The following is a 15591-nucleotide window of genomic DNA, read 5'->3' on the forward strand; positions in this document are numbered from 1 at the left end:
ACGGAATGGTATACAAGGCAACATACTTTCAGTGTGTTGCCGCCGTATATTTGCCATGAGGTGAGTATTAGTGATGTGTGACCCGGCGTTTGATCATGCCTCCCTTGGTGTCGTTGATGTTATGTTGCACGATGAACGCTTTTGCGTCTATTTTCTCTATTTCATCAATGATCTTGTGGACTTCCAGACGGGTGACGACGGTGTAAATGATATCAATATCCTTATCTACAGCGCCCCGTTTGCCAAAGCCACTTTGGCCCTTGAAGACTGTCACACCTTTCTTTAAGGAAAGTGTCAGGGTTTTTCTTATTAGTTCACTTTCGTTGGAGATAATCGTCAGTGCGATATATTCTTCAAAACCCTGTATTACAAAATCAACTGTTTTGGAAGCGGAGAGATAAGTGAGCATTGCATATAAGGCTGTTTCAACATTGATCAGCACTGCTGCAACACTGAAGATCACTATGTTGAAATACATGATCACTTCACCCATAGACAGTACTGTTTTCCGGTTGATATAGAGCGCCAGTACCTCTGTACCATCCAGTACAGCGCCTCCTCTTACTGAAAGCCCGATTCCTCCTCCCAGGAACAATCCGCCAAAGACAGCGATCAATAATTTATCGCTTGTAATAGTTGGTACCTCAATAAACAGCAATGCGGCTGCCAGTCCGAGGATAGCGCAAAGCGCCTTCACAGTAAAATTGAAAGACAACTGTTTATATGCCAGCAGAATAAAAGGAATATTGATCACGATCAACAGCACAGAAATAGACCAGCCGGTGAGCCGGTTAATCAGGAGGGAGATCCCTGTGACGCCGCCATCCAGGAAGCCGTTTGGCAGCAAAAATCCTTTCAGCCCTACAGCTGCTAATAAAACACCCGCGATTATCAGCACTATATCCTGTACATTCTGGATAAAGCCAATACGGGCGCGTGTTTTTCTCGTCTGTGACATATACTTGTACTATAAGCTTACATTCTCTCCTGGTGTCTCAGCCACCTTTCAGGAATCTCATTATTGCTTGCTGTTACATAATCGCTATAGGTGCAGGGTACGAAGTCTTTTCCTTTGCCAGGCAACTGCATCCACCAGCGGCCCGTTTTTTTGCTCTTAAGGAATACGGTATCGATGTCCGCACAAACAATATTGAACTCATAAAAGGCTTCCCGTTCATTCAGCAATGCTTCCTTGTTCTTTACAGAACAGCCATCCACAAAATACCACAACATTTGTGCAATCTGTCTCGCCGTCAGGAAATCTTTATCTTTTTCCGGGCGATATCCATAGATGCCATAGGTGCTGAGTCTTCCGCTCATGCCTGCGTAGCGCGAGAGGGCACAGGCTTCATCACCTCCCAATCCGTTAGGAGAAAGCGTGTTGGCTGGTGCATCATTATGTTTGATGATATTGATATCAAGGCTCAGCAGATCTGTGTTCCTCAATACCGGCTCGATCTCTTCCAGGTTCTCTCTTACTTTACCCAGGCGATAGCAATCAAAGCGAAGTTTATCAAGTGTTTCCAACATACGCGGATGTACGAAATAACTCTGGAATGCCAGGTGGTTATAATGACGTATGTAGTTGGGTTGTTCTGTCAGCATCTCCATCAGGAAACTATCTGCCGGAATAGGAGATTCTTCCTTCAGATCTATCAAAGCATCCGCAACGGTCACTTCAATCACATATTTCTGTGTGGCGTAAGCTCTGTATTGTGCATAGGTAAGATCATGCGATCCTCCCAGTATGATGATGGTCTTGTTGGAGTTGATCAGTTCTGCGAGCACTGTTCTCAAAGCGGCATAAGTATCTGCCAGGGAAACACCCTTGCGCAGGTTACCCATGTCAGCAATCTTTACATCTTTGTGCCAGTAAAATAAACTGTAGAATTCTCTTCTTACGATATCAGCGGCGTCAGGACCTTTTTTCCCTGGACCATAACCTCGGTCTTCATTTACGCCCAGGAGGATAATATCTGCGATATCGAGATTAGGTGTATATCCATCTTCATACAGATCTACGATCCCTCCAATCTGGAATTCATCGTATTCCTGATCATCATTCAGACTTGCTTTGGAAATTGGGAGGAGATAATCATGGAGGAGTGTAAAGTCTGCCATCACAAGTATTTTTGTTTGCCGGCAAACCTACGAATCAATTACGAAATATGTTGTTTTGGGAAGAGATGAATTACGGATTAATATTTCTTTTATGCATCAGGGTGCCGCATGATCAATTGCTGGTCATGAATAAGCTGCGTAGCTGTATTGTTAGTTCTTATGAACGATAAATTCGAATGCTTTATGCTCCTTTCTGGAGAATGCCCTCTGCAATACAGATCTCTTGCTGGTAACACGGTTTTTGTTGCAATCAGCAACTTCCATAACGTTACATAGGTACTCCATGGTCTCCACCATCGTAAGCATATCGCTGATCTGCTTTACTGCATACTGGATCTGTTGTTCGCTATACCGATCTTCATGCAGTAAGATCAATAAATCCCTCTCTACCTGTTTCATTTGAATAATTTGACTGTTCCCTTAAAATTTGTTTAAAGGCGTTCTCATATAGGAGTAAGCGGCTTGGCGTGTATTCAACAACTGGATGTTACAAGTAGTAATGTTTATCCTTCTTTCTTTCGGGAACTCAACGGCTAAAAAACCGGTACTTATTTTAGTGCATCCGTTTTTTATTCATGGTAGGGCACCCGCAATCATTCTTCTTCAAAATCTTACAACCCTGACTCATAATGCTTAGGCTACTGCACACTAATAAAATAGTCAGCCATTTTCTTGTTATCATACTCTTAAGTTCTGTTCGCTTTTGATAGATGCCCGTCTGTACGAGAGTTTACCTTTTCTTAACAGTGCGCATTTCTAAATTAAGCTAATTTCGTAAAAATTTCAAATATTTGTCCACAATTTCTACGCGCAAAACGATACTGATAGTCCCGCTCGACTGGGGATTAGGACATGCCACCCGCGACATCCCGCTTATCCATGAACTATTAAACGCTGGTTGCAAGGTACTTATTGCAGCCGAGGGCAAACATGCCTCACTTTTACAGCAGGAATTTCCGGAACTCACCATACTGCCGCTGCCTGGTTACCGCATCCAGTACACTCAAAAGGGTTGGCTGTTTGGCTGGAAGATCATTCAGCAGATCCCCCAGATCCTGAATGCTATTAAATACGAGCAGGAATGGCTGCAGAAAGCGGTGAAAGAACACCAGATCGACGCCGTTATTTCGGACAACCGTTTTGGGCTTTACCATAGCACGATCCCTACTGTTTTCATTTCCCATCAGTTGCTCATCAAAACGCCTTTCGGTGGCATCATCGAAAAGAGTCTGCAGTGGCTGAATTACCGCTATATCCGCCGGTACGGTGCCTGCTGGATCCCCGATTATGCAGATGCCAATAACCTCTCCGGCATACTTGGCCATCCGTCCGTATTGCCTCCTAATACGACTTACCTGGGATGCCTCAGCCGTTTCAAAGACCGGCCTGATACGCCGCAACAATATGATTTGCTGGTACTTATATCCGGTCCGGAGCCGCAGCGCTCCAACCTGGAAAAAATAGTGCTGGACCAGATCAAAACCCTGCCTATCAGCGCACTGATTGTCAGCGGTAAACCCGGCACGCCGGAAAAGCAACAGATCACTCCCCGGGTACAACAGGTCAATCACCTGAACGCAAAAGACCTCAACGAGGCCATGCTGGCATCGAAAATGGTGCTAAGCCGTTCCGGCTATACTACCCTGATGGACCTGGTGAAGCTGAACAAAAAAGCGATCCTGATCCCTACTCCCGGACAATCTGAACAGGAGTATCTGGGTAAGTTCCTCATGAAGAAGGGATATTTTTATAATATACCTCAGCATGCATTTAATCTGAAGGAAGCACTCGACGCTGCCGAAAAGTTCGAATTCAAATCATTTGAACATGAACAGGATATGGAGCAGTATAAAGGCGTGGTGAACAAGTTCGTAGCAAGCCTGGGCTAACTTACTTGCCCGCAGCTACCTGTAAGCCTTCTACCGTCTTCTTATCACTGCCGACAAAGATCTGTTTTCCTACTATCGCTACCGGCCTTTTAAGAAAGGTGTATTCCTCCAGGATCAGGTCGCGGTAGTCTTTTTCTGTGAGCTCCTTTTCGTGTAATCCCATTGGACGGTATTTCTGTGACCGGCGACTGAAAAGCGCCTCATAACTTCCCGCCAGTTTGTGCATCTCGTCGAGCTGTGCAGGCGTGATCTTTTCAGTCTTAATGTCCTGCAGCACAAACCCGTTCTCTTTGGCGCCGATTTCTTCCAGGATACGTTTGCAGGTACTGCAGGTAGATAAATGATATATTTTCTTCATGTCATTACACTTTCGACGCAAATATCTGCCGGCGAAGGGAACTTCCAAAATATCCGTCTGGCATTTCTCCGGAAAGCGATCTTATCCAGGAGAGATAATCTGCATTTGTTTATGCGTAATTCATCATTCATAATTACTTTTGGCGGATGCAAAAGAAATTGTTTTTACTGGATGCAATGGCGCTCATCTATCGTGCCTACTATGCATTGATCAGAAATCCACGCCTCACCAGCAGCGGCAGAAATACCAACGCACAGTTTGGATTTACCTCCACCTTGCTGGACCTTATCAATAAAGAAAAACCTACCCACATGGCGGTAGCGTTTGACACACATGCTCCTACTGAAAGGCACTCCACCTTTGTCGATTATAAGGCTAACCGTATGGACGCTCCGGAAGATATTCTGGACTCCCTGGAAGACATTAAACGCATCATCACCGGCTTCAATATTCCTGTCGTGGAACTGGATGGCTATGAAGCGGATGACGTGATCGGTACCCTTGCCTGGCAGGCAGCTGACGCCGGGTATAGCGTATATATGGTAACTCCTGATAAAGACTACGGACAGCTGGTAAGAGAAAATGTATTCATCTACAAACCTCCTTACATGGGTAACAAGGAAGAGATCCTTGGTCCCAAAGAGGTTTGTGAAAAATGGCAGATCACCGATGTGCACCAGGTAATAGATATCCTGGGACTGATGGGAGATGCTGTGGATAACATCCCAGGCATTCCCGGCGTAGGAGAGAAGACCGCCATGAAGCTGCTTTCCCAGTACGGCTCTGTAGAAGGCGTGATCGAAAATGCCGATAAGATTGGCGGAAAGATGGCTGAAAAGATCAAAGCCGGTGCGGAAAGCGCAATCCTTTCCAAACAGCTGGCTACTATCATTACTAATGTACCGGTTACTTTCCATGAAGAAGACTTCTGCATCAAACCCTCCAATAAGGAGCAACTGGCGGAGATCTTCACAGAGCTGGAATTCAAAACCCTCGGAAAACGCATACTTGGAGACGGCTTTGCTACCGTAGCCACCATAGAACAAGCGTCTCCGGCCAAAGCCCAGCTGGACCTGTTCGGCAATGAGATCCAGGGCGCGGCACCGCCTCCTTCAGAAGAACCTCAGGAAGCTCCTGTTAGTGTACTAATTGCGGAAAAGAATATCAACAATACGCCACATAACTATCTGCTGGCCGATACCCCGGAAAAAAGGAAAGAACTCCTCGCTACGCTCTTACAACAGCAGGAAATCTCCTTCGACACGGAAACCACCGGTACCGACGCCAATGCCGTTGAACTGGTCGGCATGAGCTTCTCCGTTAAAGCCGGAGAAGGCTGGTATATACCTATACCTGCAGACAGGACCCAGGCCCAGGAAATAGTAGACAGTTTCCGTCCGCTGTTCGACACTACCCATATCCTCTTCATCGGTCAGAATATCAAATATGATATGATCGTCCTGAAATGGTATGGTGTTGAAATCAAAGGCCCTGTCTTCGATACTATGCTGGCCCACTACCTCATAGAACCGGAAGGCCGTCGTGGTATGGACCTGCTCAGTGCTCAGTACCTGCAATACGAACCAGTGTCTATAGAGACCCTGATCGGTAAGAAAGGAAAAGGCCAGGGCAATATGCGCGATGTGGAAATTGAGAAGATCAAGGATTATGCAGTAGAAGATGCCGACATCACCCTTCAGCTAAAGGAGAAATTTGCACCATTGCTGCCGCTGAAAGCTGTGGAAAAGGTGTTTTATGAAGTAGAAAATCCGCTGGTGAAAGTGCTGACCGACATGGAATACGAGGGCATCTCCCTTGATATACAGGCACTTTCCGATTACTCCCGCGAGCTCGAAAAAGAGATCAAACGCGCAGAAGAGAGCGTATATCTGCAGGCAGGCGTTCGCTTCAACCTGGCCTCGCCCAAACAATTGGGAGAGGTGCTGTTTGAGAAACTGATGCTCGATCCTAAGGCCAAAAAGACCAGAACAGGACAGTATGCGACCGGTGAAGATGTACTGGCGAAGCTTTCCAATAAACATCAGATCGTGGAAGACATCCTTATCTTCCGTGAGCTGACCAAGCTGAAATCCACCTATGTGGATGCGCTGCCGCTGATGCTGAACAAGCGTACCAATCGGGTACATACCTCATACAACCAAGCAGTAGCGGTGACCGGACGTCTCAGCTCCAACAATCCTAATCTGCAGAACATTCCTATCCGTACCGACAGAGGACGTGAAGTACGTAGAGCTTTTGTTGCCCGCAATGAGGAATATGTGTTAATGTCTGCCGACTATTCACAGATTGAGCTGCGCATTATTGCCGCCATCAGTGAAGATGTGCATATGATCGATGCCTTCCGTCAGGGGCTGGATATTCACGCCGCCACTGCAGCAAAGGTATACGGCGTTGAGCTGGCAGATGTAACTTCAGACATGCGCCGCAACGCCAAGAGCGTAAACTTCGGTATCATATACGGGGTAAGCGCATTCGGTCTGTCTGAAAACCTGGGCATTGCCAGAGGAGAGGCTAAAACATTAATAGATAACTACTTTGCACAGTATCCGTCTATAAAACAATATATGGACAACCAGATAAAATCTGCACAACTGAATGGTTATGTTGAAACATTACTGGGCCGCAAACGCTGGCTGAAAGATATCAACTCTTCCAATGCGGTAGTGAGGGGATATGCGGAACGAAATGCTATCAACATGCCGATACAGGGTACTGCTGCCGACATGATCAAACTTGCCATGATCGCCATTCATAAAAAGCTGAAACAGGAGAATCTCCGCTCCCGCATGATCCTGCAGGTACATGATGAGTTGGTATTCGATGTGCACAAAGACGAAATAGAACTTATCAAGCCGCTGATAGAAGAAGGCATGCGCAATGCATTGCCGTTGACGGTGCCTGTCGACGTTGAAATTGGCACCGGCGCCAACTGGCTGGAGGCGCATTAAGCCAATTAAAGCCTAAATAATTAAAAACCAGGAATTAACACGCAACCAACAATCGCTGCGTTTTCAGTTCCTGGTTTTTTTAACATTTACATCCCCGGTACGACACTCCCGAAGGGTTCATATCAAATCATCCGCGTAACACCATTGCAGCTACTGTATTTCCCGCTGATAATTAGTATTTTTTCCCTTGTTCTGCCTATTGTGTTTTCCAAAATCCTTTACTAGTTTTCGCCCATGATCCTGACACCTCGACTTCAATTATTACCATGTACCCTGCAGTATTTCGAAGCACTGTTACAGGGAGAAGAGGTATTGGGTGAACTGCTAGACATCCATATCCCCGAATCCTGGACAGAGTTTCCGGAAGTGATACTTGTAGCATACGACAAACTCCGAAATGACCCCTCTATGTTAGGCTGGTTCTTTTACCTGGTAATACACCAGGAGGATAAATGCCTCATGGGCGCCGGCGGTTTTAAAGGACGTCCCGACAGGGATGGCGCCGTTGAAATAGGGTATGAGATCTCATCTCCCTACCGTGAACAGGGGTATGGTACTGAGCTTACCCAGGCGCTGGTCCGCTTTGCCTTTAACCATTCCTATGTAAACAAGGTGATCGCCCATACTGAAGAGGAATATAACGCCGCTGTGAAAGTGCTTCAGAAGTCCGGGATGCATTTTGTAGGAGAGGCCCCTGAACAGCTATGGAGATGGGAGATATCCCGGGAGGAATACCTTGTTCACAGTGTGAAGTGATTATCCCGACGTTCGCAGGTACGTGGTTACAATGCCGCCGAAGATTGTTTTAACGGCAGCGTGCAATCTATTGCAACTCCCACTCATCATTCTTTATCCATTAGGAATGACTGTTTTAGCTTAGATTGGGCCACTATTTTTTTAAAAATACCCGAAAAACATCATTACAATGAAGACATGGGCGCTATGCCTTGCCGCTTTTTGTTCCACAGCGGCTATCGCACAAACAACCAACAAGGAAGGCAGTAACTATAAGTTCACTGTTATCAAAAACCTCGACGCAGGTGACGTAGAAAACCAAGGCAATACCGGTACATGCTGGTCCTTCTCGGGACTTTCCTTCTTCCAGGCCGAAGCACTTCGCATCGGAAAAGGCAAGAATATTAACCTCAGCGAGATGTATGTAGTTAGAAAAATGTATCCCCTGAAAGCATCCAACTATGTCCGTATGCATGGTAAAGCCAATTTCGGTGAGGGCGGTGGATTCCCTGATGATCTCCTCTGTCTCCGTGAATACGGTCTTGTACCTCAAAGTGTATACGACGGTAATCGCGTAAAAATTTATAACCATGCCGAAATGACTTCCATCCTGGATGGCATGGTGAAGAAGATCGGTGCTACCGAATCTACTATCAATCCTAACTGGAGCAAAGCCTTTGATGGTGTATTGAATGCGTACATCGGTGATGCTCCTGAAAAATTTGAGTATAACGGTAAGAGCTATACCCCGAAAACTTTCGCTAAGGAACTGGGTCTGGATGCGGATGATTATGTATTTATCACCTCTTTCACACACCATCCTTACTATCAACAGTTTGTGCTGGAAGTTCCTGACAACTGGAACTGGGATAAAATGTATAATGTTCCCCTGAGCGACCTGACCGCCATCACTGAGAATGCTATCCAGAACGGCTACACCGTTGCCTGGGCATCAGACGTAAGTGAGAAAGGCTTCAACTTTGGACAAGGTCTGGCTATCGTTCCAGACGTAGCAAGCCTGACGCCTGAACAACTGGGTAAAGCATTCACTGAACCGGTGAAGGAATTAACCATTACCCCGGAACTTCGTCAGCTGGCTTTTGATAATTACGAAACACAGGATGATCATGGTATGCATATCGTAGGTATGGCGAAAGACCAGAACGGGAAAGTGTTCTTCCGTGTGAAGAACTCCTGGGGAACTTCAAACCCTGATAATGGCTATTTCTATGCTTCCGAGCCATTCTTTGCTTACAAGACTACCAGCATTATGCTGAACAAAAAAGCAATTCCGGCGGATATTGCGAAGAAGTTAGGGATCAAACAGTCTTAATTATCTCTCTACTTATAGTGGGCGGCTGTCTCGTTTGAGGCAGCCGTTTTTATTTGGACGCACCTTGTTTAGGGGTGATAATTCTTTTGAGGTCAGGTACTGTGTCGGTTTCGGGCTGGGATCACTGGCTGAGTTCTTGGAAGCTGCGGCATTGGGAATCGTGTTGGACGCTCTTTGCTTTTGTAATTACGTTCGGGAATAGTAACTTTTTTGAGGTGGAGATACTGCGTCGGTTTCAGGCTGGGATCACTGGCTGAGTTCTTTGAAGCTGCGGAAGATAAGGCATTGGGAATCGTGTTGGGCTTTTGAATATTTATTAAACCCCTGTCAAGCGTATCGGCTGGCTTCAAATAACTGAGGCCAGTGATTCCCACCTGAACCCACGCTGCTTTAGATCTCCCTATTATAGTAAGTAGGTAGTTCTTTAACAGAGGAAGGTCTTTACCTTCTTCGAGAAATGATTACAGTAGAACTGCGCTGTTTAACAGAAGACGGTATTGCCCTCGTTCGGAGCATATATCTCTATTATACTGGAGAGGACTCTTTTAGAAGAACAGGGAATGGCCACTGGAAACATTTCTCACTATCAAATAGAAGTTCGCTCTTTTGGCAGAAGATGATATTGGCATCCTTCGAAACAATAGCCGTTTAACCTAAGTGCTGCCAGAGGCGCTAACAGGATCCACATGTAGTTGACTTTATCAATGATAGCACGTATATCTTTTATTAAATGACTTTACTTGTAATGCAGATCCATTTGTGATGCAATATTTATTTGTGCCGAAGTATGGTCCTTCTATTTAAAGAAAGAGTCTTTCGTTTTCTTCAGACGAGCAAGTATTTCTTAACGGCTTAGAGGAAATCAAACACGATCATGCTATTATTAAGTGGAGCAACCAAAGTCTTTTTAAAATGGCATCCAACTCCGAACGTTTGATATCATCAAGGAAAAGGGAGTTTCGATTGATTATGTACTATAAGTTAGGATTGTTTCGGTCTCACTATAAGCGGACGACCTGAATCAAGACGGGGTTCAGGTGGAGACTACTGGCCTCAGTTGTTTGAAGCCGGCCGGCACGCTTGACAGGGGTTTAACAGAAATCCAAAAGCTAAATACGACATCCAGCGTTCAATCTTCCGCAGCTTCAAAGAACTCAGCCAGTAGTCCCACCTGAAAGCCCGTCGTATCTCACACATAAACGACTGAAAACATCCTTGCCAAAGTCAAATACTACCGTTGCACAAGCTCCATTTCACCAAGCCTCAATACAAGAAAAAACCGCCGTTTCTAATCAATAAAATCTCAAGTATTTACACCCAAAAAGAAGAGATTTCACACGCAAATAATTAATTGACAAAAGCAATTAATTTAATTGACACAGTCATTAATAAGAACTAAAACACAGCGCCATAAGGCATTTAAAGGAAGAAAACTCACTTACCTTCCAGTCGTTGCGCCTCCTGATAACTCCCCAATCGCACCTTCACCGGCAACTGTACCTGCTTCTCAAAATACCACTCCTTTTTACAGAAAAACCCGAAATGTTGCTGATAGTAATCATTCGGTGCAAGCGGAGATTTTGCCACAGGCAATGGCTTGTTAGCCGTCAACTGAAAGGAGGATAAATATACCGGCGGTGCCACCTTTTCAGGAGGTGCGAGCCAGAAGTTACTTGACTTCGTCAAAGGATAAAGCGGAGCTACTATAAGCCAGGACTGCGCAGATAGATGCGACAGGCAAATAAATGTGAACAATCCCGCTAAGGACAATAGTTTCTTCATAATCAACGCATTTTATACCAAAGCCTCCCAGCTACCTGCACCTTCCCTGATCAGTTCCGGCACATCGCCAGTGCAATCTACTACGGTAGAAAAGGTCAACCCACCAATTCCACCGTCCACCACGATATCCACAATTTTACCGAACTTCTCATGAATAATCTCAGGATCCGTATACTCCTCCACGTATTTATCTATCGGAAGGGAGGTACTCATTACAGGATTCCCCAACTCTTTTACAATAGCCCTGCTTATATTATTATCCGGAACACGGATACCTACAGTATCTTTTTTGGCCTTTAACATACGCGGTACTGCCCGGCTGGCCGGCAGGATGAATGTGTAAGGACCAGGTAACGCCTTTTTCAGCATACGAAATGTGGGCGTATCCACACTCTTTGCATAGTCTGACAAATGGCTCAGGTCATAACAGATAAAAGAGAACTGGGCTTTAGCCGGGTTAATATGTTTAATCTGGCAGATCCTTTCTACAGCCTTATGCTGACTAATATCACAGCCCATACCATACACAGTATCGGTAGGATAGATGATCACACCACCGCCTTTCAAACATTCCACTATCGTTTTTAAATGGCGGGCGTTCGGATTGTCCGGATGTAAGGTTAAGAGCATATTACAAATTTACGAAAGTACACCGGGATGCAGTCCCAATTTCCAGGCCAACACATTTTCCACATTAAATAATCTTACTATCTTTCCAGCCAATTTGCAAAACCAATCTGGATGAATTTAAAAGGGATTGTTCCGAGAACCTGGAGAAGGCTGAAAAAGATTGCACTCGTTCTATTCATTGCTCAATTCGTTTACATTATAATATTAAAATGGGTCAATCCGCCGATCACCCTTACCATGATATCCTCCTGGTTTAGCCTCATTGGAACAGATAAACATTTCCATAAGACCTGGGCTGACTATGATGAGATCTCTCAACATGCCAAGCTGGCGGTATTGGCCAGTGAAGATCAACTGTTCCCGGATCATAACGGATTTGATTTTAAGTCCATCGAGAAAGCGATGAAGCATAACCAGAAAAGTAAAAAGATCCGGGGAGCCAGCACCATCAGCCAACAGGTAGCAAAGAATGTATTTCTCTGGCAGGGACGCAGTTGGGTGCGCAAAGGACTCGAGGTCTATTTTACTTTTATGATCGAAAAAATATGGGGCAAGGAGAGGATACTTGAAATGTATCTGAATGTGGCGCAGACAGGAGATGGCATTTTTGGGGTAGAAGCTGCAGCACAACAATATTATCATAAAGGTGCAGCCAGCCTGAATCGTGAACAAGCCGCTATGATCGCTGCCTGCCTGCCGAATCCAATAAAGTATACCGTAACGCCGCCGGCACGTATCACCTCCTATCGTCAGCGAAAAATATTACAGCAGATGCGGTTCATTGCTCCGGACCCGGATATCGCGGAACTGGTAAGCAGTAAATAATATCAGCGTTTATTGTCTTTCAACAGCTTATCCACAGCAGTTACTGCCAGCGATTTCCTTTCTTCAAAACTTCCTTTGATCTCCACCCAGGGTACGCCCGACGTGGCAACGAGGTCTCTGTAAATGTTATAAAAGTATTCCCGCATGGCAGGGTCAGGGTACTCCCGCTGCGGATCTTCCTCCCAGGGAATGTCTATATAGGTTAACAGATACAGATTATAGGGGCGGGTGGCTATCTGCTCCAGGATGCGGGGATCACAGGCACCATACTTATGCTCACTCCATACCTTGATGACATGCAGATCTGTATCGCAGATCAGCAGTCTGTTGGCTTGTGCTGCCAGCTTATCTTCCAGGGCCAGCTGTCCTGCTGCAATAGTGAGCAGGTCGTGTTGTTCATAGGGCCGGGGCAACTCTTCCAGGTATTGACGTGCATATTCCGGCACCCACACCGTTTGATAATGTGCCGCCAGCTGGTCGCTCAATGTACTCTTTCCGGTAGACTCCGGCCCTATAACAACTACTTTCAACATATATTATAATTACTTTGCCACTCCCGCAGCATGTTGTTCCCGCCAGATCTTTCTCCAGCTGAAATAACCCAACACGGCAACAATGAACAGGAATATGGTCAATACTGCCGTTGGCAATAAATGTTTATGGAACAATAAGGGAATCGCTACAAGGTTGGACACATTGAGTACCAGCCAGTTCTCTATCTTCCGCTTCGCCAGCAGCCACATACCGCCGCAGGCCGTAGCAGATACAAATGCATCTATCAAAGGAACATCCGAGTTGGAGTAATTACTGAGCAAGTATGCAAAAACACCCCAGCCTATCACAGTTATCAACGCCGTCACAATCCATTCCCGGCGACTAGCCCATTCTACCGGCGTTTCCGGTTCACTATCATCTTTTTTTGCCCAATGATACCAGCCATAAACGCTCATGATGAAATAATAGACATTCAATGTAGCTTCTGCGTACAGGCGGAACTGTTCCCGCGACAACAGATATGCATAGATGCCGGTGCTCACCAATCCTGTTGGGTACAACCATATGCTGTTCTGCTTACTGCAGATCACACTGATGGCGCCAAACAACGCTGCCACTATTTCCAGCCAGCTCATTGCCCGCATTCCTTCCTGTAGTCCCTGATATAGTGCATCAAAATTCATGTCCTAAAGTTATGCTCCCTTATTTTTCTGCTATTAAACAACCGGAAACGTTCCAGGCGCTGAAACTGTTGCCTTCCCGCTCTCCCAGTGGAATCTTCACTTTAAAGGTGTGTTCTCCCGGGGTCAGATCGGGTAGGGGAATAGTGATCGGTTCCGTCACACCTCCCGGACACCAGTTAGACCTGCTCAGGTCTGAAGAGGCCAGACCATTATTGAAATTGGCTGTAGCCGGATTTGACAAACGGAAGTTGCCGCAGTCGGTACGCCATGGGATAAAATGATAAACCCTATTTCCGTCTACGAAGATTTCGTTCAGCTTCCGGTTAAACTCATCTCCACCACCCCAGCCACCATGGCCGGTAGTTGTATAACGTAAACGCAGGTTTTTTAATCCTTCAGGGATATTCACTGTGACGGTCAGAGAATCTTTTCCGAACATAGTGCCATATTCCTGGTCTGCCATTTCCATCAGGTTGGTGGTGTTGAAAACCGGCATTACCCAATGTTCGTCCTTCGTACCTTTCTGGTCGTTGTCGGCAGGATAGTATTTCAGACGGAGACTTACTTTATGCCCACCTTTGTCATAATTACCAATGTATATGCCCAGCCATACTTCTCCCTGCAAACGGGGCAGCAACTCGGTAATATCCTGGCGATATACAGCAGAGTCAGCCCACTCGTAGCCTTTTATTTTCACCTTTTCATTATAATAGTTGATACCGAAAGGGGTGAAAAAACGCATCAACTCCATGGTTGGCAGATAGTTATCTGTGGCTACAACCCCACGGTATTTCTCATGATAAACAGGCAATTCTTTTACTCCTTTTTTCAAACCGTTCAGGAAGGAGCTCTTCTTGTCCAAAGGGATCATAAATACTGAGCCGGTACGGTCGTAAGAGTCTCCGTTGGAATATTCCGCAACTTCTGCAAACAAGGTAACGTCGGTTGTCTTCGGCAGTTTTACCTTTTTTAGGATAACGGTTCCTCCGGCATAATGGTAAGTAACGTTCTCCTGCTCATCCGCAGGGTCGTTAAATTTATTTCCCCAGCTGATCTGCTCCTGGTTGAAGATGTGCAGGGTATTGAACCTGTTCTCAATCACCTGGCGCAGGTAGGTGGCATCGTCTACCATTGAACCCATCGAAGCCGGCCATTTCAGCTCTTCATCTTTTATATTACGCAGATCCACTTTTGTCGCGATGTATTCGGAAGTACCATTACGCAACGTTCTCAATATCAGGCCCAGGCCTGGCGCAAAGCCCAAAACAGGCGTTCCTTTCAGTGGCAGGGCATCGGTATACCAGATCTCAATATTATTTGAGCGGACCTTTACTTTCGCTTTTTTACAGGGGTATCCCAGCACGGTGTCGATACCAGGCAGCAATTCTGGCTGATCATAATTGCTGAAGGCTTTTTTGAAAGTCAGCAGTTCCCCTTCTTTATTGGTAATCATCTGGTAAGTAGCCTTTCCCTTGTTGTCCAGGAACTGCCTTTCCTTCTGTGCAGCGACATCAATCGGCTGGTAGCTGGCCTTGTTGCCCTGGATGATCAGTTTCACATTCCCCTCAGGAACGTCCTTACCGTTGTACCGGAAGCCGTAGATAATTTCAGCCCCGGGTTTTTCGCTCCCCGATTGTGCCTGTACCCCCCCGGTTATCAACAGGGCGATCCACAGTAATGAGTGTTTTTTCATAAGTATAAAATGTTTCCGAATAAGGGATAAAGATATACCAGGGACAATAAAAAAGCACAGTCAAAAGACTGCGCTCTT

At 45.8% G+C, this 15591-nt stretch carries 14 protein-coding genes; 5 read left to right on the forward strand and 9 right to left on the reverse strand.

The features are described from left to right. Window positions 1–67 precede the first annotated feature (67 nt). The 3 genes from L3C95_RS03130 to L3C95_RS03140 all read right to left on the reverse strand — a co-directional run bounded on the left by L3C95_RS03130 (window position 68) and on the right by L3C95_RS03140 (window position 2520). A complete protein-coding gene (locus L3C95_RS03130) occupies window positions 68–958 on the reverse strand; it encodes a YitT family protein (protein WP_236385097.1) in 891 nt (296 codons plus the stop codon). A 17-nt stretch (window positions 959–975) separates the two neighbouring features. Further along, a complete protein-coding gene (locus L3C95_RS03135; RefSeq protein WP_236385098.1) occupies window positions 976–2121 on the reverse strand; it encodes a formimidoylglutamase in 1146 nt (381 codons plus the stop codon). A gap of 150 nt (window positions 2122–2271) precedes the next feature. Further along, complete coding sequence (locus L3C95_RS03140; RefSeq protein ID WP_089829456.1) at window positions 2272–2520, reverse strand: hypothetical protein; 249 nt, start codon at window positions 2518–2520, stop codon at window positions 2272–2274. Between the two features lie 392 nt (window positions 2521–2912). Here L3C95_RS03140 and L3C95_RS03145 point away from each other — a divergent pair, with 392 nt between their 5' ends. Then, entirely contained in the window at window positions 2913–4010 is a 1098-nt protein-coding gene (locus L3C95_RS03145; RefSeq protein ID WP_236385099.1) for a glycosyltransferase, read from the forward strand. 1 nt (window position 4011) lies between these two features. Here L3C95_RS03145 and L3C95_RS03150 read toward each other — a convergent pair whose 3' ends face one another. Next, window positions 4012–4368: an arsenate reductase family protein gene (locus L3C95_RS03150; protein WP_236385100.1), complete on the reverse strand. Its 357-nt coding sequence runs from the start codon at window positions 4366–4368 to the stop codon at window positions 4012–4014. A gap of 146 nt (window positions 4369–4514) precedes the next feature. Between L3C95_RS03150 and polA the strand changes: the two genes are divergently transcribed. From polA to L3C95_RS03165, 3 genes are all read left to right on the forward strand, one after another. After that, on the forward strand, window positions 4515–7337 hold the full coding sequence (gene polA, locus L3C95_RS03155) for a DNA polymerase I (protein ID WP_236385101.1): 2823 nt from the start codon (window positions 4515–4517) through the stop codon (window positions 7335–7337). Between the two features lie 234 nt (window positions 7338–7571). After that, window positions 7572–8093: a GNAT family N-acetyltransferase gene (locus L3C95_RS03160; RefSeq protein ID WP_236385102.1), complete on the forward strand. Its 522-nt coding sequence runs from the start codon at window positions 7572–7574 to the stop codon at window positions 8091–8093. 169 nt (window positions 8094–8262) lie between these two features. Then, a complete protein-coding gene (locus tag L3C95_RS03165; protein ID WP_236385103.1) occupies window positions 8263–9405 on the forward strand; it encodes an aminopeptidase C in 1143 nt (380 codons plus the stop codon). 1434 nt (window positions 9406–10839) lie between these two features. Here L3C95_RS03165 and L3C95_RS03170 read toward each other — a convergent pair. Next, complete coding sequence (locus L3C95_RS03170; protein ID WP_236385104.1) at window positions 10840–11187, reverse strand: hypothetical protein; 348 nt, start codon at window positions 11185–11187, stop codon at window positions 10840–10842. Between the two features lie 12 nt (window positions 11188–11199). Next, window positions 11200–11817 carry an L-threonylcarbamoyladenylate synthase gene (locus tag L3C95_RS03175; RefSeq protein ID WP_236385105.1) on the reverse strand — a complete coding sequence of 206 codons (618 nt, stop codon included), beginning with the start codon at window positions 11815–11817 and terminating at the stop codon, window positions 11200–11202. A 111-nt stretch (window positions 11818–11928) separates the two neighbouring features. Between L3C95_RS03175 and mtgA the strand changes: the two genes are divergently transcribed. Further along, window positions 11929–12642, forward strand: a complete 714-nt coding sequence (gene mtgA, locus L3C95_RS03180; RefSeq protein WP_236385107.1) for a monofunctional biosynthetic peptidoglycan transglycosylase — start codon at window positions 11929–11931, stop codon at window positions 12640–12642. Window positions 12643–12644: 2 nt separating this feature from the next. On the opposite strand, the gene L3C95_RS03185 is transcribed toward mtgA, so the two are convergent. The 3 genes from L3C95_RS03185 to L3C95_RS03195 are packed head-to-tail and all read right to left on the reverse strand — an operon-like array spanning window position 12645 to window position 15513. Beyond that, entirely contained in the window at window positions 12645–13175 is a 531-nt protein-coding gene (locus tag L3C95_RS03185; RefSeq protein WP_236385109.1) for an AAA family ATPase, read from the reverse strand. 9 nt (window positions 13176–13184) lie between these two features. Beyond that, window positions 13185–13820: a nicotinamide riboside transporter PnuC gene (pnuC, locus tag L3C95_RS03190; RefSeq protein WP_236385111.1), complete on the reverse strand. Its 636-nt coding sequence runs from the start codon at window positions 13818–13820 to the stop codon at window positions 13185–13187. A 19-nt stretch (window positions 13821–13839) separates the two neighbouring features. Continuing rightward, the gene (locus L3C95_RS03195) at window positions 13840–15513 is read right to left on the reverse strand and encodes a PNGase F N-terminal domain-containing protein (RefSeq protein WP_236385112.1); all 1674 of its coding nucleotides are present in this window, start codon (window positions 15511–15513) and stop codon (window positions 13840–13842) included. Window positions 15514–15591 lie beyond the last annotated feature (78 nt).

Source organism: Chitinophaga filiformis, from assembly GCF_021646545.1.
GTDB lineage: Bacteria > Bacteroidota > Bacteroidia > Chitinophagales > Chitinophagaceae > Chitinophaga > Chitinophaga filiformis_A.